The sequence below is a fragment of the Priestia megaterium genome (genome assembly GCF_046599315.1).
GTDB classification, from domain to species: Bacteria; Bacillota; Bacilli; order Bacillales; family Bacillaceae_H; genus Priestia; species Priestia megaterium_F.
In genome coordinates, this window is record NZ_JBKIKC010000004.1 from 244868 (window position 1) to 267753 (window position 22886).

Annotated in this window: 19 protein-coding genes and 1 pseudogene; 16 read left to right on the forward strand and 4 right to left on the reverse strand. The window is 39.0% G+C overall.

The genetic code is table 11. The features are described from left to right. Positions 1–138: 138 nt before the first annotated feature. From ACLHDF_RS15585 to ACLHDF_RS15595, 3 genes are read left to right on the forward strand one after another with little or no spacing between them, the layout of a single operon-like run. The gene (locus tag ACLHDF_RS15585) at positions 139–1728 is read left to right on the forward strand and encodes an ATP-binding protein (protein ID WP_413919635.1); all 1590 of its coding nucleotides are present in this window, start codon (positions 139–141) and stop codon (positions 1726–1728) included. 27 nt (positions 1729–1755) lie between these two features. Beyond that, positions 1756–2427 (forward strand): response regulator, encoded by a 672-nt coding sequence (locus tag ACLHDF_RS15590; RefSeq protein ID WP_413919636.1) that lies wholly within the window; start codon positions 1756–1758, stop codon positions 2425–2427. Between the two features lie 24 nt (positions 2428–2451). Next, complete coding sequence (locus ACLHDF_RS15595) at positions 2452–3420, forward strand: tripartite tricarboxylate transporter substrate binding protein (protein WP_413919637.1); 969 nt, start codon at positions 2452–2454, stop codon at positions 3418–3420. Between the two features lie 42 nt (positions 3421–3462). Here the strand turns inward: ACLHDF_RS15595 and ACLHDF_RS15600 are convergent, their stop codons facing one another. Then, positions 3463–4335 carry a LysR family transcriptional regulator gene (locus ACLHDF_RS15600; protein WP_413919638.1) on the reverse strand — a complete coding sequence of 291 codons (873 nt, stop codon included), beginning with the start codon at positions 4333–4335 and terminating at the stop codon, positions 3463–3465. Positions 4336–4475: 140 nt separating this feature from the next. Between ACLHDF_RS15600 and ACLHDF_RS15605 the strand changes: the two genes are divergently transcribed. Next, positions 4476–5594, forward strand: a complete 1119-nt coding sequence (locus ACLHDF_RS15605; protein WP_413919639.1) for an AbrB family transcriptional regulator — start codon at positions 4476–4478, stop codon at positions 5592–5594. 64 nt (positions 5595–5658) lie between these two features. After that, positions 5659–6432, forward strand: coding sequence for a class I SAM-dependent methyltransferase (locus tag ACLHDF_RS15610; protein ID WP_413919640.1), 774 nt, complete (start codon positions 5659–5661; stop codon positions 6430–6432). Between the two features lie 38 nt (positions 6433–6470). Here ACLHDF_RS15610 and ACLHDF_RS15615 read toward each other — a convergent pair whose 3' ends face one another. The 3 genes from ACLHDF_RS15615 to ACLHDF_RS15625 are packed head-to-tail and all read right to left on the reverse strand — an operon-like array spanning position 6471 to position 9413. Next, on the reverse strand, positions 6471–7316 hold the full coding sequence (locus ACLHDF_RS15615; RefSeq protein ID WP_413919641.1) for an ABC transporter permease: 846 nt from the start codon (positions 7314–7316) through the stop codon (positions 6471–6473). Further along, positions 7309–8514: a quaternary amine ABC transporter ATP-binding protein gene (locus ACLHDF_RS15620; protein ID WP_413919642.1), complete on the reverse strand. Its 1206-nt coding sequence runs from the start codon at positions 8512–8514 to the stop codon at positions 7309–7311. Before ACLHDF_RS15620 ends, ACLHDF_RS15615 begins: the two co-directional genes overlap by 8 nt. A gap of 35 nt (positions 8515–8549) precedes the next feature. Further along, complete coding sequence (locus tag ACLHDF_RS15625) at positions 8550–9413, reverse strand: glycine betaine ABC transporter substrate-binding protein (protein WP_413919643.1); 864 nt, start codon at positions 9411–9413, stop codon at positions 8550–8552. Between the two features lie 598 nt (positions 9414–10011). Here ACLHDF_RS15625 and ACLHDF_RS15630 point away from each other — a divergent pair. From ACLHDF_RS15630 to ACLHDF_RS15680, 11 genes and pseudogenes are all read left to right on the forward strand, one after another. Beyond that, positions 10012–10599, forward strand: a complete 588-nt coding sequence (locus tag ACLHDF_RS15630; protein WP_413919644.1) for a TetR family transcriptional regulator — start codon at positions 10012–10014, stop codon at positions 10597–10599. 135 nt (positions 10600–10734) lie between these two features. After that, the gene (locus ACLHDF_RS15635) at positions 10735–12222 is read left to right on the forward strand and encodes an aldehyde dehydrogenase family protein (RefSeq protein ID WP_413919645.1); all 1488 of its coding nucleotides are present in this window, start codon (positions 10735–10737) and stop codon (positions 12220–12222) included. Positions 12223–12247: 25 nt separating this feature from the next. Next, positions 12248–13624 (forward strand): putrescine aminotransferase, encoded by a 1377-nt coding sequence (locus ACLHDF_RS15640; RefSeq protein ID WP_413919646.1) that lies wholly within the window; start codon positions 12248–12250, stop codon positions 13622–13624. Between the two features lie 126 nt (positions 13625–13750). After that, on the forward strand, positions 13751–14707 hold the full coding sequence (gene speB, locus ACLHDF_RS15645) for an agmatinase (RefSeq protein ID WP_413919647.1): 957 nt from the start codon (positions 13751–13753) through the stop codon (positions 14705–14707). Between the two features lie 300 nt (positions 14708–15007). After that, complete coding sequence (locus tag ACLHDF_RS15650) at positions 15008–16387, forward strand: APC family permease (protein ID WP_413919648.1); 1380 nt, start codon at positions 15008–15010, stop codon at positions 16385–16387. 113 nt (positions 16388–16500) lie between these two features. After that, the gene (locus tag ACLHDF_RS15655) at positions 16501–17160 is read left to right on the forward strand and encodes an HAD family hydrolase (protein ID WP_014461428.1); all 660 of its coding nucleotides are present in this window, start codon (positions 16501–16503) and stop codon (positions 17158–17160) included. Between the two features lie 306 nt (positions 17161–17466). Next, the gene (locus ACLHDF_RS15660) at positions 17467–18852 is read left to right on the forward strand and encodes an LLM class flavin-dependent oxidoreductase (protein WP_413919649.1); all 1386 of its coding nucleotides are present in this window, start codon (positions 17467–17469) and stop codon (positions 18850–18852) included. Further along, on the forward strand, positions 18849–20030 hold the full coding sequence (locus ACLHDF_RS15665; RefSeq protein ID WP_413919650.1) for an acyl-CoA dehydrogenase family protein: 1182 nt from the start codon (positions 18849–18851) through the stop codon (positions 20028–20030). Before ACLHDF_RS15660 ends, ACLHDF_RS15665 begins: the two co-directional genes overlap by 4 nt. 108 nt (positions 20031–20138) lie before the next feature. Further along, positions 20139–21272 (forward strand): annotated as a pseudogene (gene ssuD, locus ACLHDF_RS15670) (FMNH2-dependent alkanesulfonate monooxygenase). 15 nt (positions 21273–21287) lie between these two features. Beyond that, positions 21288–22478 (forward strand): acyl-CoA dehydrogenase family protein, encoded by a 1191-nt coding sequence (locus tag ACLHDF_RS15675; RefSeq protein ID WP_413919651.1) that lies wholly within the window; start codon positions 21288–21290, stop codon positions 22476–22478. A gap of 126 nt (positions 22479–22604) precedes the next feature. Further along, complete coding sequence (locus tag ACLHDF_RS15680) at positions 22605–22784, forward strand: hypothetical protein (RefSeq protein WP_413919652.1); 180 nt, start codon at positions 22605–22607, stop codon at positions 22782–22784. The last annotated feature ends 102 nt before the right edge of the window (positions 22785–22886 follow it).

A 22886-nucleotide genomic window follows, 5' to 3' on the forward strand; every position in this document is an offset into this window, starting at 1 on the left:
AAACTTATCAATTCCGCTTTTGGGATTGATAAGTTTTTTTGTCTAAAAAGCTTTTGGAATAAGAAGCGGATATACAAAAAAATTTGATAAAATAAAAGAGGAATAGAACTATAAGGTAAAGGCTAAAGGTGCGATGAAATGAAAAAATGGTTTCAAGTATCGTTGCAAACAAAAATCGTAGGTTTATCTGCAGCATTAATCATAACTGTTATTGTTCTTTTAGCGAGTATTTTCTCTTACATGCAGTTTGTAGAATCTAAAAGGCAAGCTGAGCAGCTGGCTCTTCAAGCCGCCAAATCAATATCGTTTATGCCGGAAGTTAAAGCTGCTTTTCAAAAAAAACAGCCGAGTCGCTATATTCAGCCGCTTGCCGAGCAGGTCAGAGAACAAATCGGAGCAGCAAGTATTGTTGTTCAAAACCGCGACCAGATTATCTATTCTCATTCTAATCAAAAATGGATAGGAAAGAAAAACAAAGAATCGATTAACGATAGAGCATTACTGTTCGGCGGATATTATACGCTTGACGGGGAGGGAACAACAGGTCCTGCTATTATGGGAAAAGCGCCTATTGTCATCAATCACGGAAAGTATACAGAAGTGGTGGGAGTGGTGACGGTTGAGTTTTTGAAATCTCATGTTCATGCTCAGCTCATTACGCGCATTCAGCAAATTATCCTATTTTCGCTAGCTGTTTTATTGTTTGGTATGCTTGGGGGCATTTTTTTAGCTAAAAGTATTAAAAAGGATACTCTCGGTCTTGAGCCGCATGAAATAGCTTCTTTGTACCGTGAGCGAAATGCGATTTTACTTTCGATAAAAGAAGGAATTATTGCTATTGACGATCAAGGCTTTATTACGATGATGAATACGTCAGCTAAAAATATGTTAGGTTTAAAGACGGAATATTTACATCATCATATCATTGAAGTATTTCCTTATACGAATATGATTGAAGTCCTAGATACGGGAATAGCCCGAAGTGACCAAGAGATTTTTTTAAATGAAAAAACGTTTATTTTAAATTTAACACCTATCGTTGAATATCAAAGAATTGTAGGGGTGGTCGCTAGTTTCCGTGATAAGACAGAATTAAAAAGTTTAATCAATACGATTTCAGAAGTACGAAAGTATTCGGAGGATTTACGCGCTCAAACGCATGAGTTTACGAATAAACTGTACGTTTTGTCAGGTTTGCTGCAGTTAGGGCAATACAAAGATGCATTTGAGTTCATTCAAAAAGAATCAGCCGTACACCAAACTCAAAATCGTATTCTCTTTGATCAGATATTAGATTCTAAAGTACAAGCAATATTGCTTGGGAAGATTGGAAAAGCATCGGAGAAGAAAATTCACTTTTCGGTTGATTCGGAGAGTACGCTCGATACGCTCCCAGAACACATTGAAATTTCTCATCTCATTATCATTATTGGGAACTTAATCGATAATGCATTCGAAGCAGTAAGTCAGCAGTCTAAAAAAGAAGTGTCGTTTTTTATTACCGATATTGGTCATGATTTAATTATTGAAGTGATGGATAACGGACCAGGTATATCAGAAGAAGTACTAAATCAAATTTTCACAAAAGGTTTTTCAACTAAAGGTACAGATAGAGGGTATGGACTGGCAAATATAAAGAAAATGATAGACGAACTTGGAGGATCTATTGAAGTGTATAATCAGCCAGAAGGAGGAGCTATTTTTTCAGTTTACCTTCCAAAAAACTGAATCATGAGAAGTAAGGGGAGAGTCGAAATGTTACGAGTCGCAATTGCAGAAGACGATTTTCGAATTGCTCAAGTTCAAGAGCGTTTTTTATTAGAAGTAGATGGTGTAGAAGTTGTAGGCAAAGCGTTGAATGCAAAAGAGACGCTTCAAATGCTAAAGGAGACAAAAGTTGATTTACTTCTTTTGGACATCTATATGCCAGATGAAATGGGAACGGATTTACTGCCGAAAATTAGAGCGCAGTTTCCACAAGTTGACGTTATCGTGGTAACGGCTGCAACAGAAAAGAACATTGTAGAAATCTGTTTGCGCAACGGCGTCGTCAATTATTTGATTAAGCCGGTTATGATGGAATCCTTCATTAATGCTATTAAACAGTATCAAGAGAAAAAGGAACTATTTAGTACGCATGAAGAAGTTGATCAATCCTTTATTGACGCGTACTTTGGACATGCTAGAACAAAGCCAAAAGTGGATAAATCTCTTCCTTCAGGTATTGATGGTATCACTTTACAAAAATCAAAAGATATTTTAAAAGATATCAAAGGAATTACTATTGAAGAGATGGGGCAAAAAATGGGGGTATCTAGAACGACAGCTAGACGATATTTAGAGTATCTAGTATCAATTGATGAATGTCACGTTGAATATGATTATGGGATTATTGGAAGGCCGGAGCGCAAGTACTATTTAGCGTAGCATCAGCCTTGAAGGATGGTATATATGATTAAAAAGCTCATGATAGTTTTTATAAGTGTATTGCTTGTTAGCTGTTCTTCGCCTTCTAAAAAAGATAGCATTGATATCGAAAAAATTGAAATTGTTGCAGCCGGTGCAAAAGGCGGAGGAGCGGACGTAACAGTAAGGGCAATTCAACAAGTGCTAATCGAAAAGAACATTGTGAAGGTACCCGTTTCTGTTAGTAATAAAATAGGCGGGCAAGGTGAGGAAGGATGGAAATATATTAAACAGAGAAAAGAGGGAAATATTGTTTCCGGAAATTCCAGTTTGTTGATTACAAATAATTTGCTAGGGCAAAGTCAATTAACCTATAAAGACTTTACTCCGCTCGCTATTTTAACATCTGAATGGGAGGTCATCGTGGTCCCTGTTAACTCTCCTATACATAATTTAAAACAGCTCCTACGCACATTAAACCAAAGTGAATCTAGTATGAAAGTGGGAATATCACCTCGCTTAGGAAACGATGATCATTTATCATTTATGCAGCTAAATAAAAAAGCAGGCGTAGATTCTTCCAAACTTGAGTTTTTCGTTTATAATAGCAGTCATAAAGTGATCGATGCGCTCGTTCATCATCAGCTAGATGTAGCACCTATGTCATTATCAGAAGTAAAAAAGCAGTATGAACAAGGGCAAGTAAGAATATTGGCCGTGTCTTCTCCTAACAGGCTAGAAGAACTAAAAGAAATCCCGACGTGGAAAGAAACGGGAATTGACGTAACTTTTAGTCATTGGAGAGGTCTAATGGGGCCCCCTAATATGACAAAAGAGCAGGTAGCATATTGGAATAAGGCAGTGTATGAAATGGTTCATACAAAAGAATGGGAACAGCTGCTTAAAGATAACGATTTAACGTCTTTTTATAAAAATAGCAGCGGTGCTAAGGTGTTTCTTGAACAGCAAAGCAAGCTGTATTCAGACTTAATGGGCGGAACAAAAGATGAATAAATAGAATAGGAAAAGCTCTCTTTTTTAAGAGAGCTTTTTCTATCAGTGTACATCTTTTAAATCCAGGTTTTGAATGAACTCAATAAAAGCTTTTACGATGTTAATTTTTAAGGAGTCCTCATGATAAAACATCCATGTGCTACGTGTTAAAGGCTGCTGATCTTTTGTTTTTAACGTGTATCTGTAAATCTCCGCAGCGTCATCAAGCAGCATACTCGGCAAAATCGCATAACCCAGTCCGTTCACAACCATCTTTTTGCATGTTTCTGCTTTATCCACTTCAATACTGACAAGGGGAGGCTGAGAGTAATTTTCAGCCCACCAGTTATCAACAGATGTTTTCAAAAAACGATCTTGATGATAATCAATTCGAGGTATATTGGGAAGGTTATTTATGTCGACAGGCTGTGCAGACGCAATGCAAATCGTTTCTTTGAAAAGCAGCTCTTTCTGATCTTGCCAGTTATAATCACCTTTTACAAACGCAATATGAACATCGTGCTTATAAAGCAGATGGGCCATATCGCTGCTCCATCCAGTCGTGACTTTGAATTCAACGTCAGGAAACCGCTCTTTAAATAAGCGTAATAGCCCAGGAAGCTTGTAGTCAGTGAAAAAGTTAGACACTCCTAGACGTAAAGTTCCGGTTAATTGATTATCCATGTTTAATACATTTTCTTTTATTTTTTGAACTGTAAGCAGCATTTCTTCTGCGCACTTCACTAAATATTCTCCCTGCGGTGTAAACTGAACCCCGCGGCGCCCTCTGTTCACAATCTGAACATGAAATTCTTTCTCCATCTGCTGCAGTCTATGCGTAAGTGCAGGCTGAGATATAAATAGTTCCTTGGCCGCTTTTGTGATGTTTTTTTCTCGATACAACACTTGTAGAATAAGCCAATCTCGATCGTCCATACTACCCCTCCAGGAATAAAAAAAATGAATGGTTTATAATAAAATTTTGATATTTTAATTATCTCTAAAATTATACTATAGTTAAGAAGAAGAATGTTCGGTGTAAGAAAGAAAAGCCTTGTAGAAGGAAGGAAGTAGGTATGAACGCAAGAATTGTTTTTTTACAATCTGTATTTTTTATTTTATTAACAAGCGTGGGAGGATTTCTTTTATCGTTAACAGGCTTATCCATTGGCTGGATGCTTGGCACTCTCATTTTAGCCGCTATTCTAGCTTTTCGAAAGCCGCAGTTTTTATCTCAAACAAGCAAAAAGGGTATTCCAAAATATTGGCTGTACGCTGGACAGTGTATTTTAGGGATTGAATTAGGTCAAAAGATTAACTTGTCTGTGTTGAGTACGTTTCAATCTCACTGGTCCACCATTACGATTATGCTTTTGCTGTCCGTTGTTTTTTCACTTTTATCCGGTTATTTGCTATGGAAGTTCAGTTCTACAGACTTATTAACAAGCTTTTTCGGTACGACTCCTGGTGGAATGAGCGCAATGCCAGGCATGGCTGAAGAAGTAGGAGCTAATACGGCAGTTGTAAGTATCATTCAAACAATGCGCGTGTTTTTAGTTGTGCTTGCTGTTCCTCTATTTGTAGTCTATTGGGGAAGTAATACAGGGCGTCATGCAGTGTCAGTTACCCCAAGTGTCTTTCAATGGGAAGCACTGTTATGGACAGGCGTCTTAATCGTTACAGCAGTAGTCGGCTATTATATAGGAAAAAAACTAAAATTTCCTGCTCCTTGGTTAGTAGGAGGAATGCTTACTGTTGCGATTGTTCAAACAGGTGCTTCATCGTACGTGGGATATAATCTTCAAGCATACTGGCCTCATTCCGTAATGATTTTATCGCAAATTTTTATTGCTTCAAGCATTGGTTCTCGCTTTCATAAAGAAATGTTTATAGGCGTAAAAAAAATTATGGTTGTGGCCCTTATTAATACAACCGGTTTAATCGCTGCTATGTTTGTATGTGCACTATTAGTCTCCAAAATAACTGGAATCGAGCTTATCACGTCTATTTTAGCGTTTGCTCCTGGAGGCATTGCAGAAATGGCGACGACATCAATTGTATTACAAGCCGATTCGACGTTAGTAGTAGCGGTTCAAGTACTTCGAATTTTGACCATTTGGCTTCTGCTTCCGCCGCTGTTTCGAATGTTTCATCAGTGGGGAGAAAGAAAAAGAATACATTCTCACGTTTCATAATAAATATGTGAATGCACTATGCAAAGTAAGAGAGAGTTCTAAAGAGGGAAATGGGGGAGAGTAAATGGGGAATAAAGAAATGGTTGTCAGTCAGTTCGGGGGAAATGCTGGAAAGTACGTCAAAAGCAAAGGTCATGCGAAAGGTAAAGACTTAGCTGTTTTAGCAGAAATTGCTGAAGAAAATAGGGGAGGAAAGCTGCTTGATGTAGCGACAGGAGGGGGACACGTGGCAAATAAGTTAGCACCTGTCTTTCAAGAAGTAACGGCTTTTGACTTAACTCCTCAAATGTTACAGAGTGCTGAAGTCTTCATTAAAGGAAATGGTCATGAAAATGTATCTTTTGTTCAAGGAGATGCTGAAGATATGCCATTTCAAGATGACGAGTTTGATACTGTAACGTGCAGAATTGCACCGCACCATTTTCCAAATATTAAACTGTTCATCAAAGAGGTATATCGAGTGTTAAAGCCAGGCGGACAGTTCTTGCTCATTGATAATGTAGCACCAGAAGTAAATGCTTATGACGAGTTCTATAATAGAGTTGAAAAGACACGAGATCCAAGCCATTATCGTGCTTATAAAAAAACGGAGTGGCTCTCCATGCTTGAAATGCAAGGATTCCGTACAGAAGTGCTGACAACTTTTCCAAAGCGCTTTTTATTTGATGACTGGTGCGGGATGATGAATGTGCCGGAAGAGACAAAGCATGACCTCACTCAATACATGCTGAATATACCAAGCGGGTTTAAGCAGTTTTTCGAAATTAAAACGAATCAACAAAGGATTGAATCTTTTCAAGGGGAAGCAATCTTTGTAGCGTGTTATAAAAATAAATAAAAAGAAGCCAACTCCGGTGAGTTGGCTTCTTTTTTTGCTTATACTCGTTGGTTGGAACGATTTCCAAAATATTGAGTAATGCGGTCTAGAATAATCGCTAAAATAACAATTGAAATTCCTGCTTCAAAGCCTGTGCCGACTTCAAGGCGAGAAACTGCACGATATACTTCGGCACCAAGTCCCGGAGCACCTACAAGAGAGGCAATAACGACCATTGAAAGGGATAGCATGATGCTTTGGTTAATTCCTGCCATGATTGTTTTTGTAGCTAGTGGAAGCTGCACTTTAAATAATTTTTGTTTTGTTGTTGAACCGTAGGCATTTGCTGCTTCTACTAAGTCAGCAGGTACTTCACGAATACCTAGGTTCGTTAAGCGAATCGTTGGAGGCATTGCAAAGATAACAGATGAGATAACACCTGGTACCACACCGATTCCAAAGAAGAAAAGAGCTGGAATTAAATAAACAAATGCCGGCATTGTTTGCATAAAGTCTAAGATTGGTGTAATAATCCGAGTAATCTTTTCGCTTTGAGATGCCCAAATGCCTAGCGGAATCCCTACTATAATCGAAATCAGTACGCTTGTTAAAACGAGGGCTAGTGTGTCCATGGTTTCTTGCCAGTAGCCAAGGTTAAGAATAAATAATAGGCCAATGATCGATAAAATAGTAAACGACCATTTTTTACTTGAAAGCCAAGCAATGATTCCGACAATTAAGATTAAAATTAATGCTGGGGGAAAGGTTAGCACCAGTACAATAAAACTTACAATACCATCCACAATAGCTGAGATGACATCAAAAAATCCTTTAATATTATCGTTTAAAAACGTAACAAAATGGTCAATCCAATTGCCAACGGGAATTTTGGGAATACTATTCATTTACGTTCACCTCATTACTATCAGTACCAGCGAGTGCTTCAATCACTCGTTCTTTTTTTATAATGCCGCGCAGACGATGGTTTTCATCTACAACTGGCAGTGGAAAGCGACTGATAACCATTTTGTCGTACAAGTTTTCAAGTAGCGTATCTGTTGTAACAGTCGGAATATCCGCATCTAATACGTCTGCCGTCAGTTTATCTTGTTTAATAGCGCGGCTAATATCATCTGCAGTTACAACTCCTAGAAGAGTTTTTTTCTTGTCTACTACATAGATGCTTGAATAACCAGCTTCTTGCATAATTTTAAGCGCTACGCGCGGGCCACGGTCTACAGTAATGGATTCGGCACGATTCATCACGCTTTCAGCTGTGTATACTTTAGCTACATTGACGTCTTCAACAAAGCGCTCGACATAATCATTGGCAGGGTTTGTCATAATCTCTTCGGGTGTTCCTACTTGAACAACACTGCCGTCTTTCATTAATACGATGCGATCTCCGATTCGAAGGGCTTCATCAAGATCATGAGTAATAAAAATGATTGTTCGTTCCATTTTTTCTTGAAGCTCTAGTAAGAAATCTTGCATGTCTTTACGAATAAGCGGATCTAATGCACTGAATGCTTCATCCATTAATAAAATGTCAGGATCATTGGCAAGCGCTCGAGCGAGTCCGACACGCTGCTGCATACCGCCGCTCAGTTCACCAGGATATTGATTTTCGTATCCTTTCAACCCCACTAATTCAAGCGCTTCTTTTGCTTTTTTTTCGCGTTCTGCTTTTGGCGTACCTTGAACTTCTAATCCGTATTCTGTGTTATCAAGAACTGTACGGTGAGGGAACAAAGCAAAGTTCTGGAAGACCATACTCATTTTTTTTCGGCGCATGTCGCGAAGTTCCTCTTTGTTCATTTTTACTACATCGTCACCGTCTAAAATAAGAGATCCAGATGTTGGTTCAACAAGGCGGTTAAACATACGAACTAAAGTGGATTTACCACTTCCAGACAGGCCCATAATGACGAAGATTTCACCGGATTTGATTTCGAAGTTTGCTTGATTAACCCCAATCGTCATTCCTGTTTCTTCTAGAATTTCTTTTTTTGTTTTTCCTTTTTGAAGTAAATCAATAGCTTTTGACGGATTCTTACCAAACACTTTGGTTATATTTTGTACTTTTAATTTTACGTGTTCCATATGTCCACCTCAATTGTTGTTTTCTTTTACGTTCATCAATCTTTTGTCCAACTGTCGATTAGCTTTTTATGCTTTTTTACCCAGTTCTGCGCTGCTTCTTCAGGGTTTGAAGATTTTTCGACTTGTGAAAGAAGAGGGCTGATTAATTTATCATTCATCTGTGCATTATTCATCCATTTTATGACTTGAGGATTTGTCTTTTTAAATTCCTTGCTTGTCATTGTGTAAATGTTGTCAGGATCCCCAAACGAATTTTTAGGATCTTTTAAGTATTTGATATCAAAATCTGCAAAAGCCCAGTGAGGATTCCACATGGTAACAACAATTGGTTTTTTGGCATCATAGGCTTTGCGCAGTTCACTCAGCATAGCTGCTTCAGACGATTTTACCAGCGTATAACTTTTTAGGTTATAATCTTTTAACGCTTGTTCAGCTAATCCGTTAATACTAGAGCCTGGGTCAATTCCAATGACTTTGTTATCGACATCAGAAGCAACTTTAGCAAGATCCTCTGTTGTGTTCACGTCTTTCATATAGGCGGGAACTGCAAATCCTAAGCGAGCGTTTTTAAGCCAAGGGTCTTCAATGTTCACTTGATCTTTATACTTTTTGTAAAAAGGCGCATCTGTTGTAGGAAGCCATGGTGCAAATGAAATATCAATATCGTCATTAGCTGTTCCTACCCAAACACCAGCTTTCTCTAAGAAAACAGTTCTAACCTTGTAGCCTTGATCTTCCAAAATGTGTTTCCAGACGTACGTGTAGGCGATGTTTTCAGTATAGTTATTCATCCCAATGGTAATAGTTTTTTTATCTTGAAATGCGCCATTACCATTGCCGCAAGCTGAAGTAATAACTAGAAGAAAACAAGTCATGCTGATTAACAATAGTTTCTTCATGCAATGTAACTCCTTTATAAAGTTTTAAATCAAACTGATTAATATGTAAAACGAATACTAAACACAACGAAATGTATACCCGCTTTTTCGAATGATAAACCTAGAAAATTTAAAATGTGAAATAAACGTAGTGGATGTTTTTTAGGTGATGTCAAGTTATTTTGAACTAAAAATGTACATCGTAGTTAAGAGAAATTATGGGAAATAAATGGATGAAATAAGTGACTGTTGAATCAGTTTTACATGTTACCACTCTTTTTTTTACTACGTCAACTTCAAGGCAAGAGTAATTAGGGGATAAAGCTGTATAAACAAACACGAAAAAGTACCTTTCTAATAAAGTTATTTTTTGGGAAAAATAGTTGCTTAAAGAGCGTTGTATCAGCCTTTGCCTCGAATTATAAAAGGAAGGAAAATAACAGTGAGACATACAAGAAGTGTGAGAGAAAATGGATAAAATAAAAAATATTTTGGGAATCAACATAGTGTTGATTTTTTTGATTAAATTTAAAGATTTAGATAATTTTATCTTGCATAATTTCAGATTCTTGTAGTAAAATGAATGAAAGTCATTCATTTTATAGGTGGAGGGAAAGATTTGGTTACAAGCACAAGTGAAAAATACAATAAAATTTTACAGGCGGCGATTGAAGTCATATCTGAAAAAGGGCTTGATAAAACATCAATTTCGGACATTGTGAAGCGTGCAGGCGTAGCTCAAGGAACTTTTTATCTTTACTTTAAATCTAAAAATGCCCTTGTTCCGGCTATCGCAGAAAACTTACTTTCTTTATCGCTTGAAAAAATTAAAGAAAGAGCTAAAACAGCAACGGATTTTCTAAGTACATTAGAGGTCATGATTGACGAAACGTATAAAACAACAGATGAGTATAGGGATGTTCTTGTTTTATGCTATTCGGGGCTCGCTTTTGATTATTCATTAGAAACATGGGAAGCTATTTATTTACCTTATTACAACTGGTTTGAAGAGGTATTAAATGAGGCTGTTAGAAAAGAAGAAGTCATCAAGCAGCTTAACATTAAATGGACAGCTAAAACGATGATCAATTTGATTGAAAATGCTGCTGAACTTTTTTATATCGGGCGAGAGCAGGATGTCACACTTCACCAATCAAAGGAAGAACTTTTTCAATTCTTAAAGCGTTCTCTTGTGCCGTCCATGTAATATTAGCACTGCTGATATTACACCTATCAAAATGACTGACATTCATTCAAAATGCAAGTTAAATTATCAGAATTATAAGTTTTCAAAGGTTTAAAATGACTGACAATCAGTCGTTATTTGACAAGGAGGTATCTTATGGATCATACAGCCGTTAAAACTTTAACTTTGAATATGTACATAAACGGAGAGTGGAGAACAGCAGAGAAGCAGCGTTCTACTGTTAATCCAGCTACAGGTGAAGTGATTGGATATGCTGCAGAAGGCAGCATAGAAGATATGGAAGCAGCAATTGGAGCAGCACGAGAAGCTTTTGACAGCGGAATTTGGTCTGAAACTTCTGCTGCTGAAAGAGCAGCCATCTTATTCAAAATTGCGGATAAGCTTGAGGAAGTGAAAGAAGAACTAGCAGCGCTAGAAACAATGGATAATGGAAAGCCGTATCGCGAAGCTGAGGCTGATGTGGAAGATGCAGCTGCTTGCTTTAGATATTACGCTGGGTTGATTACAAAGCCAGACGGTCAAACATACAGTGTTCCTGCACCTATGCAAGCAATGGTTATAAAGGAACCAATCGGTGTATGCGGATTGATTGTACCTTGGAATTATCCACTATTGATGAGCGTGTGGAAAATTGCACCTGCATTAGCTGCAGGAAATACAATTGTATTTAAACCTTCTGAAGTCACACCAGTTACTCCTACAAAACTTTTTGAGATCTTAGAAAGTGTGGGATTGCCAAAAGGAGTAGCAAACCTTGTTATGGGGGCTGGAGATACTGTGGGAAATACGCTTATTCAAGATAAGCGTGTTGATAAAATTTCCTTTACAGGTGGAACTGTAACTGGAAAACACATTATGCGTCAAGCAGCAGAAAATGTAACGAAAGTCTCTTTAGAACTTGGAGGAAAGTCACCGAACATTATATTTGCTGACGCTGACTTTGAAACAGCTGTAGATTATGCGTTATTTGGAATTTTTGCAGGGAGCGGCCAAATTTGCGCTGCAGGCTCTCGTATTTTAGTAGAAGAAAGCATTGCTGAGCGATTTATCGAACGTTTTGCGGAACGCTCCCAAAAAATTAAAGTAGGAAATGGAATGGATCAAGAGATTGAAATGGGTCCTCTTGTAAGTGAAGAACATATGAAAAAAGTATTAAAGTACATCGAAATTGGAAAGCAAGAAGGCGCCCAACTTGTATGCGGAGGCAATCGAATCACCAGCAGTGGATTAGAAAAAGGATTCTTTGTAGAACCCACGGTTTTTAGTAACGTTACGTCAAATATGAAAATTGTACAGGATGAAATTTTTGGGCCTGTTGTCATTATTCAAACGTTTAAAGATGAAAAAGAAGCTATTCAGCTTGCAAATGATACGGAATATGGTTTGGCAGGCAGTGTGTTTACAAACGACGGTGCAAAAGCTCTTCGGGTGATTAAAAAGCTGCGTGCGGGCATCACTTGGGTGAACACGTATCATTTTACGTTTAATGAAGCGCCTTGGGGCGGATATAAGCAGAGTGGAATTGGCCGAGGACTGGGCACGTTTGGCTTGGAAGAGTTTCAAGAAGTAAAACAAATTAATATTAATTTACAAGTAGAGCCAATCGGCTGGTTTAAAAATTAAAAAGTAGAGAAGGAGCGATATTAAAATGAATACAGTGACGAAAAATCAAGAGGTAAACAAAGCATATGGTGAAGTAAGCGAATATATCAACAAGGTGTTGGGACTTATTGAAAAAAGCGAAGTGTCAGCTGAAGAAGCACAGTGGATTACAAAAGAAACAGTAGACGGATTTCGCGAGCATGTCAACCCAGGTTTTTTAGAATATCGTAAAACAGTAACGGTGGACACTCAGTTTGCAGCTGTTGAATGGTCAGATGAAGGCTCTTGTTTCACTGATGTAAACGGCAAGAAATACATTGATTGTTTGGGCGGATTTGGAATTTATAATGTGGGGCACCGTCATCCTAAAGTAGTAAAAGCTGTTCAAGATCAGCTTCAGCGTCAAGCGCTGCATAGCCAAGATTTGTTAGATCCACTTCGTGCGATGCTTGCGAAAATTTTAGCAGATATCACGCCGGGTGATTTGAAGTATTCCTTCTTCACAAACAGCGGAACGGAAAGTGTAGAAGCCGCTTTAAAATTAGCAAAAATGTATAGTGATCGCACAACGTTTATTTCTACAACACGTGCTTTTCACGGGAAAAGTCTGGGTTCTTTGTCAGGTACAGCAAAAGGGATGTTCCGCAAACCATTTCTGCCGTTAATTCCAGGCTTTCGCCACGTGCCGTTTGGTGATATTGACATGATGCGCAAAACATTTGAAACGTGCGCGCTCGTAGGAGAAGATGTAGCAGCTGTTTTATTAGAACCAATTCAAGGAGAAGGTGGCATTATTCTTCCTCCTGAAAATTATTTAAAAGAAGTGCGTGCACTATGTGATGAGTACGATGCTATTTTAATTTTTGACGAAGTTCAAACAGGCATGGGACGTACCGGTAAAATGTTTGCATCAGAATTATACGGTGTTGTACCAGATATTTTATGTCTTGCTAAAGCATTTGGAGGAGGAGTTATGCCTGCTGGAGCGGTTGTAGCAAAAGAAAAAGTGTTTTCAAGCTTCTTTGATAATCCGTTTATGCATACAACAACGTTTGGAGGCAACCCGCTTGCCTGCGCAGCGGCTATTGCAACTATTAATGTGTTGATTGAAGAGCAGCTGCCAAACCGTGCGAAAGAGCTAGGGGAATATTTCCTTGCTGGCTTAAAGAAAGCAGCTGAAAAACATGGAGATAAAGTGCTTGAAATCAGAGGGCAAGGTTTAATGATTGGAATTGAGTTTCACCAAGATGAAATTGGCTACGCGCTTTCTAAAGGTATGTTTGATGAGGGAATTCTAGTAGCTGGTACGCTTGTAAACTCTAAAACGATTCGTATTGAGCCGCCGTTGACTATTTCAGCAGAAGAAGTAGATCAAGTCATTTCTACATTTGAAAAAGTACTAAATGAGCTGAACAACCAATAAATGTAACAAGGAGTAATGAATATGAATCGGCAAACGTTTCTTATTCCGGTGCTGCTTTCAATGATTTTAGTAGTGAAAATGCCTAGCGACTAACTAACTGAAATCATTGAAACGGAGGAGTAAATCATGAAATATCCATTGTCCCCAGATGTCAAACCAGAATTTTGTACGACGGGCTCATTTATGAGGCTTCCAGCGGAAAGAGAAAATGCAAAAGTAGGGCTAGTAGGGATGCCGTTTGATACAGCAGCATCTTTCAGAGTCGGTGCGCGCTTTGCACCTCAAGCAATTCGACAAGCTTCCATGACGCTGTTTCCTTATCACCCAGTACACGATGTATATTCATTTGATGACACAAATGCCATCGACATCGGTGATGTGCCCGTTATTCCGCATAATATTCACAGAAGCTATGAATTAATGGAAGAAGCGGTAGGAGGTCTTATGGATAGAGGAATCATTCCGATTGGCATCGGAGGAGATCATTCGATTACCTTAGCAAGCCTTCGTGCTGCTGCTAAAAGATATGGTCCGGTGGCTATGATTCATTTCGATTCCCATACAGATACGTGGGATACGTATTATGATGAAAAATATTGGCATGGATCTCCTTTTATACGCGCATATGAAGAAGGGCTAGTAGATCCGAAGAAGGTCTTTCAAATTGGTATCCGCGGAACATTAAATCATCCCGGAGATGTTCAAGAAAGTAAAGACCTCGGCTACAAAGTAGTGACGGCAGGAGAGCTTGAACATAAGGGATTTTCGGTGATTTTGGAGCAAATGAAGATAGCGATTGGAGATACGCCGTGCTTTTTAACGTTTGATATTGATTTTGTTGATCCTTCTTGTGCACCAGGAACGGGAACGCTTGAAGTAGGCGGATTCAGCAGCAGAGAAACGCTGCAAATGATCCGTTCACTGACGGAATTTAACTATGTTGGATTTGACTTGGTAGAAGTGTTGCCTTCTTATGATCCAACTCAGATAACCTCTTTGCTTGCAGCTACAATCATTCATGATTTTGCTAGTTTAGTTGCAGTGAAAATGAAAAGAAAATCATTGGATACGATGATGGAATAACAGTTCGTAAGCAGAAATCCCTCTCATTTAGAGGGTATTTCTGCGTTGATAAAGCAGGATATTAGGAACATATAGCCATTTAAAATAAAGCGCTTTCATAATATGGTGAAAGAAAAAGATAGTTTGTTAGCAACCCTTACCAACTTAAAGAAAAAAATCATATATTTGCTATAGTAGGTGTAACAATTTTTTATATAAAAATGAATGAAAGTCATTCATTTTTATATAAAGAAAACAAAACGCAGGCATTTATGGATTAAATTGTCAGAATGTTCTTAATAAATTGAAGGGGGAAGATAAATGAAACATGAAACAGTAACATTAAAAAGGTCGTTGAAATTATGGCAGATTGTATTAATGGGGATTGGGTATATGACTCCAATGGTAGTGTTTGATACGTTTGGGATTGCGTCTGATATGACGGATGGACACGTTCCCACGTCTTATATCATAGCTCTTATCGGAATGCTCCTTACAGCAGTAAGCTACAAAAAGATGATTCAAGTGTTTCCAAATGCAGGATCGGCTTATACATATACGCAAAAGACGATCAATCCACATTTAGGATTCTTAGTCGGCTGGTCTGCGCTAATGGATTATCTCTTTTTACCGATGGTTAATGCGCTTATTTTTCAAATTTATTTATCATCTATTTTTCCTTCGGTCCCATCTTGGATTTGGGTTGTCAGCTTCGTCATTATCGTTACGCTACTAAATTTACGAAGCGTTAATTTTACTGCCAATTTTAATACGTTTCTTGTTGTATTTCAAATGACGATTTTAGTATTGTTTGTTGCTGTTTCGATCAAAGCATTGCTAGGTGGAATGGGGGAAGGAACCCTTTTTTCTATGGAGCCTTTCTTTAATCAGAACATGACGTCATCAGGGCTAATAGCGGGAGCTACACTTATGTGTTTTTCATATTTAGGATTTGATGCAGTGGCTATGTTATCAGAGGAAACACCTAACCCTAAAAAGACGATTCCGCGAGCTATTTTTTTAGTTGCGTTAATTGGAGGAGTCATGTTTACCGTCACATCTTATTTTATTCAAGCGGTTTTTCCGACGTTAGAAGGATTCAAGCATCCAGACGCTGCAGCTCCTGAAATTGCTATGTATGTGAGCGGTACGCTGTTTCAAATTGTCTTCTTAGCTGGGGGCATTGCAGGAACTTTATCATCAGGCATGTCATCGCATGCAAGCGTATCGCGTTTATTATACGTAATGGGACGCGATCAAATTTTACCTCAGTCCTTTTTTGGTTATGTTCATCCTAAGCTGCGCACACCTTCACGAAATATTGTATTAGTCGGAGTTATATCAGCAACTGCCATTTTCTTTAGTCTGGCAACGGCTACGTCATTTATCAACTTTGGAGCACTAATTGCGTTTTCTTTTGTTAATCTTTCGGTTATTGCGCACTATGCTGTTCATCAAAAGCAACACCGATCGGTTAAGGGGTTTTGGTCATATATTGTTATGCCACTATTAGGAGCATCGGCGATTGGAGTTTTATGGCTTAACTTGGAGCGCAATTCATTTTTACTTGGGATTGGCTGGGCAATTGCTGGTTTGCTTTATTTAGTGTATGCAACCAAAGGTTTTAGCAGGCAGCTGTCTTCCATTGAGTTTAAGGAAACAGAAGAAATATCACCTTTGATGAAAGCTGGAGAAAAATAAGGATAGAAACTACCTATTTAAGCCTATCTTATTAAGGAAGCCACATTTATGGATTACGTATTTTGAACGTGTTACTATGTAAGGACGATAAGATAGAAAAAGGTAGGTAAATTATGATTAAAGCAGTTGTGTTTGATTTTGATGGATTAATTATTGATACAGAATCGGTGTGGTACGAAGTGTATCGCGAAATGCTAGAAGACAGGGGAGTAGATCTACCGATCGCAACGTTTGCTTCTTATGTAGGAACTGATGCTACGGCACTTTACGATTATTTGCTGCAGCAGTTTAACAATGAGTTCACAAAAGAGGAACTGGCTCAAGAATCGCTGAGACGTCATCAAGAAAAAATGAAATCGCTAGTAGCCCGAGAAGGAGTAGCCGAATACCTAGCAGAAGCAAAAGAACTTGGATTAAAAATTGGTTTAGCAAGCAGCTCATATCGCGACTGGGTAACGGCATTTTTAAAAGAGCTAGATTTGCTGCACTATTTTGAAGTTATCCAAACGCGGGATGATGTAGAAAAAGTGAAGCCGGATCCAGCTCTTTACCGGAATGCAATTGAAAAGCTAGGAGTAGAACCTTCTGAAGCTTTAGCATTTGAAGATTCTTCTAATGGGGCAAAAGCTGCCATGGCAGCAGGTTTGCGCTGTGTGATTGTACCAAATCCTTTAACTAAACACCTGTCATTCGAAAGGTATCACTTACACATCGAGTCGATGAAAGAAAAAAGTTTAAAAGAAGTGATTCAGTATCTTTGTATTGAAGATTAAAGCTAAAAGCGTCACATTTTTCAAAAGAAAATGTGACGCTTTTTTTATTGAGTCATTGCTCCTTGAGTCAAATCAAGAGGATTATCTACGGGATTATAGACGCCATCTCAGCGGTTTTAGTTATTAGAATAATAAGTCAATAACCTTTAAAGAAATCCTAATTCAGCATTAGTAATAGCTTCATTTATGTTTCGTTATAAGGGAAGAAGTTTCATTGACACTCTGGAAGAATATGTTTTAAGATTACTTCCAAACAGCTTTAATTCTTAGTTAATTTATGTATTTAATTAGTTTTTGGAGGTTTCTATGGAGAAACATATTTATTTAAATGCGTTCGATATGAATTGTGTTGTACATCAGACACCTGGTTTGTGGACGTATCCAAGCGATCAGGCTTCTGAATATAAAACGTTGGATTACTGGGTAGAGTTAGCTAAGCTATTGGAAAAAGGAAAGTTTGACGGTTTGTTTTTAGCCGATGTATTAGGTATTTATGACGTTTATAGGCAAAGTAACGAAGGAGCTCTTAAACAAGCTGCTCAGCTTCCGGTGAATGAACCAACTGCGCTTATTTCCGCTATGGCATATGCCACAAAGCATTTAGGGTTTGGGGTAACAGTATCTACTACTTATGAGAAACCTTATGCGTTTGCGCGAAAATTTTCGACATTGGATCATTTAACAAATGGGCGTATTGCATGGAATATTGTGACTTCGTACCTTGAAAGTGGATCAATCAATCTAGGATTAGTAGAACATTTTACGCATGAAACTCGCTATGATATTGCCGATGAATTTTTAGAAGTTTGCTATAAGTTATGGGAAGGAAGTTGGGAGGAAGGAGCTGTTGTAAAAGATAAAGAAAAAAGGATTTTTACACTTCCAGATCGGGTTCATCCAATTAACCATAAAGGAAAGTGGTTTAGTGTTCCAGGCGTACATTTGTCAGAACCTTCACCGCAACGAACTCCCGTTTTATTCCAAGCAGGAGCTTCTGCACCAGGAAGGGAATTTGCCGCCAAACACGCTGAGTGTATCTTTACAAGTTTTCCTACTAAAAAAGTAGCCGCAGATTATGTGAAAAAAATGCGCGCTCAAATTGCTGCGGCAGGCAGAGACCCAGAGAACGTATTAATTTTTAATTTATTTACACCAATTGTTGGACGAACAGAAAAAGAGGCTGAGGAGAAGCTTGCCCAGTTTGAAGGCTATGTCAATTTTGAAGGAGCAGCGACGCTTTTTAGCGGTTGGACAGGAATTGATGTTTCTGTCTATGAACCAGAACAGCCTATTGAATTTATTGCAACGAACTCGGTTCGTTCTGCTTTAGAGAAATTTACAATAAGTGATCCCGATAGAAAGTGGACGGTAGAAGAGGTAGTGAAATTTGTCAGTATCGGAGGGATGGGACCGGTTACTGTAGGTAGTCCAGAACAAGTGGCTGATTTTATGGAAGAGTGGATAAACGATACGGGTATGGATGGATTTAATATGGCTTATGTGACCACACCGGGAACATTTGCTGAATTTATTGATTTAGTTATTCCTGTTTTGCAGGAAAGAGGTTTATTCAAAACGGATTACAGTGAAGGAACATATAGAGAAAAGCTATTTAAAAAATCACATTTCTTGCCTGATAAACACTATGGCGCTCAGTATCGAAAGGCGAGCCAAAAGGAGAGTTTAACATGACTGCGACAACTGTAAAGGAAGAAATTTATCTTGATCAAGCAAAAAAGCTGTCCGCTTATTTTGCAAAGGATGCAGCACAAAGAGATAAAGAAGGCGGAACACCTAAACAGCAAAAAGATGCTATTCGCCAAAGCGGGCTGTTAAATTTATTAATTCCTCAAAAATATGGCGGAGACGGCGGAAAATGGTCAACAGCTTTGGCTATTGTTCGAGAGTTGGCGAAAGGCGATGCAGCATTAGGTCACTTATATGGCTATCACTCCTTGTTTGTCTCAGATATTCGAATCAAAGGTACAGAAGAACAGCAGGCTTATTTTTATCCTTTATCTGTTCAACAGCAAGCTTTTTGGGGCAATGCCTCTAATCCTTTAGTAGAAAGCCTAAAAGGTGATAAGCAATCACAAGGTTATCTGTTAAACGGAACGAAAGCATTCGGTTCTGGTTCACCTGATTCGCAGTACTTATGGCTATCATTTAATGACAGAGAAACGGGACAGTATTTAAACGGCGTCGTACCTACTACAAGAACAGGTATTACTGTCAAAGATGATTGGAATGCGATGGGACAAAGACAAACTGGAAGTGGAAATGTAGATTTTGAAAATGTACGAATAGAAGAACATGAAGTCATTCAAGATTTTGTTGAAAACCCTACTCCTTTTTCAACCATTGGAGCCTCGCTGTCGCAAATTATTTTAACGAATGTCTTCGTAGGAAGCGCTTTCGGAGCGGTTGAAGAAGCACAAAGCTACACGGCTTCTAAAACAAGACCTTGGTTAACCTCAGGAGTAGAAAAAGCTTCTGACGATCCAGGTATACTGCGAAAATATGGTGAACTCTGGATTCAAGCGAAAGCAGCTAGTGCACTTGCAGATCAAGCAGCTCTCCTGTTGGACGAAGCGTGGGAAAAAGGCAAAGAATTAACGGAAGAAGAACGTGGAAACTTAGCTGTTCACGTAGCGGCTGCCAATGTTTTTGCTGGTAATGCCGCACTGGATATCACGAGTAAGATATTTGAAGTTATGGGAGCACGTTCGGTTCATGCTGAATATGGATACGACCGATTCTGGCGTAATGTAAGAACTCATACCCTTCATAATCCAGCTGAATACAAGCTTCGAACGGTTGGAAACTGGGTGTTAAATCAGCAGTATCCTATACCTAATCCGTATGCTTAATCTAACAATAGTAAAAAATGAAGCTATCAGACAACTGAGGCTCCTTATTGCAGTTTATTTGTAATAACGGAGTTTTTCTTATGTAGCTTTAAAAAGGGGAGAATACAAGTGGAGTTATTTTGGTTTATTCCAACGTATGGAGATGGACGTTATTTAGGAAGCCAGAAAGGAGCTAGGGCTGCAAGCTATTCTTATTGCAAACAAATTGCACAAGCTGCGGATGAGCTAGGATATAGTGGGGTCTTGCTTCCGACGGGAAAGTCATGCGAAGATGCGTGGATTGCTGCATCTACTTTAGTGCCAGTGACTGAAAACCTGAAGTTTTTAGTAGCGGTACGTCCAGGTTTAATGTCCCCTACACAAGCCGCAAGGATGGCAGCAACATTTGACCGCTTTTCTAAAGGAAGGCTCCTCATTAATGTCGTAGCAGGAGGAGATCCTGTTGAGTTAGAAGGAGAGGGAGTGTTTTTAAATCATCAAGATCGCTATGAGCTGACAGATGAATTTTTAACAATATGGAGACGGGTATTAAATGAATCCGATGTTCACTTCGACGGAGACTACTTGAGTGTTAAAGGTGGAGACGTACTTTATCCGCCGGTTCAAAAACCGTATCCTCCCCTTTATTTTGGAGGTTCTTCTCCTGTGGCTATGGACGTTGCCTCAAGGCATATAGACGTCTATTTGACTTGAGGAGAGCCTCCTGCACAAGTCAAAGGAAAAATTGAACGAATGAAAGCAAAAGCAAAGCAGACAGGAAGAGAAATTCGGTTTGGCATCAGGCTTCATGTCATTGTTCGTGAAACAGAAGAAGAAGCCTGGAAAGCTGCAGATGAACTGATTCAACATGTAGATGAAGAAGCCGTTGAATCAGCCCAAAAAGTATTTTCTCGAATGGACTCAGAAGGTCAAAAACGTATGAGCGCATTGCATCAAGGCAATCGTTCAAACTTAGAGGTAAGCTCTAATCTATGGGCTGGCGTAGGTTTAGTTCGAGGAGGAGCAGGGACTGCTTTAGTAGGAGATGCTGATACGGTGGCACAACGAATTAAAGAATATGCAGATTTAGGTATCGAAACATTTATTTTATCTGGATATCCTCATTTAGAAGAAGCATACCGAACAGCAGAACTTTTGTTTCCAAGGCTTCCAGTTAAGCGGAAGCAAGATGAGAATGAGCGTACGTTTATCAGTCCCTTTGGTGAAGTGAAAGTGAATGATAGAGAACCTGCTAAAGGGTGAGAAAGGAAGGGGATTATGAGCAACACACAAACGATTGCAGCCTCTCAAGAGAATCTGCTTAAATTGGCTAATGAGTTGGCTAATGAGTTTTCCAAAACAGCTGTAAAAAGAGATAGAGAAGGTGGAACGCCTCTGTATGAGCGTAATCTGCTAAAAAAAAGCGGTCTCTTAGCCCTCCCGGTTCCTAAAGAATACGGAGGTTATGGAGCCGGCTGGCCAATTGTTTTTAAAGTCGTGAATATTATTGCAAAAGCAGATAGTTCACTTGCACACTTGTTAGGCTATCATTATTTGACGGTTTGTTCGACGTTTCTGTTTGGAAGTACTGAGCAGTACAAAACTTTTTACAAAGAAACAGCAGTTCAGCAGCTTTTTTGGGGAAATGCTTTTAATCCTAGAGATTCAGGGCTAAAAGCAGTTCGAGCAAACGGACGGTTAATGCTCAATGGAAGCAAAAGTTTTTGTTCGGGAGCCACGGATTCAGATCGTTTGTTAGTATCGGCTCAAGAAGAAGGAAACGGCGAGGTATTGCTATGTGTACTTCCTACTCATAGAGCAGGAATCGTTACTGAAGATAATTGGGACGGATTTGGGCAGCGCCAAACGGATAGCGGAAGTGTAAGGTTTGAAGGTGTTATCGTTTATGAAGAAGAAATATTGCATCAAGCAGCTGAAGAGAAAAAGGTTTTTCCTACGGTGCGAACGCATTTGGCTCAGCTTATGCTTACTCATTTATTGTATGGTATTGCTCAAGGCGCTTTGGAGGAATCAAAAGCTTATATGAAGATTCATACAAAACCGTGGCTAAGTTCAGGTGTTGAAGCAGCAGAGCAAGATCCTTACATTATTCAGCAATACGGTGAAATGAGTTTAAACCTTCATGCTTGTTCAGCACTTATAGAAAAAGCTGTTACAGAATTTGATCATGTATGGAAAAAAGAAGATGCGCTAACGAAACAGCAGCGGGGCGAGTGTGGAGTGGCCATTGCGATGGCTAAAACATTTACTGTCAAAACGGCCTTACATATTACTTCCACTATATTTGACGGGATGGGAGCGAGGGCCACGTCTGATCAGTATAAATTTGATCGCTACTGGCGCAATGCACGAACAATTAGCTTACACGATCCTGTTGCTTACAAGCTGCGTGACATAGGTAAATGGTATCTTAGCAGTGAACTGCCGCCGATTACCCCATATTCATAGAAGTCTACTAAAAAAGAGGCTGGGACAAAAGTATTTTAATTGAAGGAAGATCCGAACGATGAATCGTTCGGATTTTTTCATGGTTAGGGTGAACGTAGGTTTCATATATTGAGTTGCTTCTAGCTGTTGATTGGAGGGCAAGACGAAGACTCCTGCGGGAAAAGCGGAATAGGTGAGACCCCGCAGGAGCGTAAGCGGCGAGGAGGCTCATCGGCCGCCCGCGGAAAGCGAAGTCTTGCACGGAAATCAACAGCGGTGGAACAAGTGATCCCTACTAGCTTGTGTATCCCATTTGTTCGTCTTTAGATTGGATTGATGTAGTTATGTCTCAATCTCTTTTTTTGTAGAATAGATATAATTTTTTTAATTAAAAAATAAGGAATCAACTTGTTTAAATAGATAAAACTG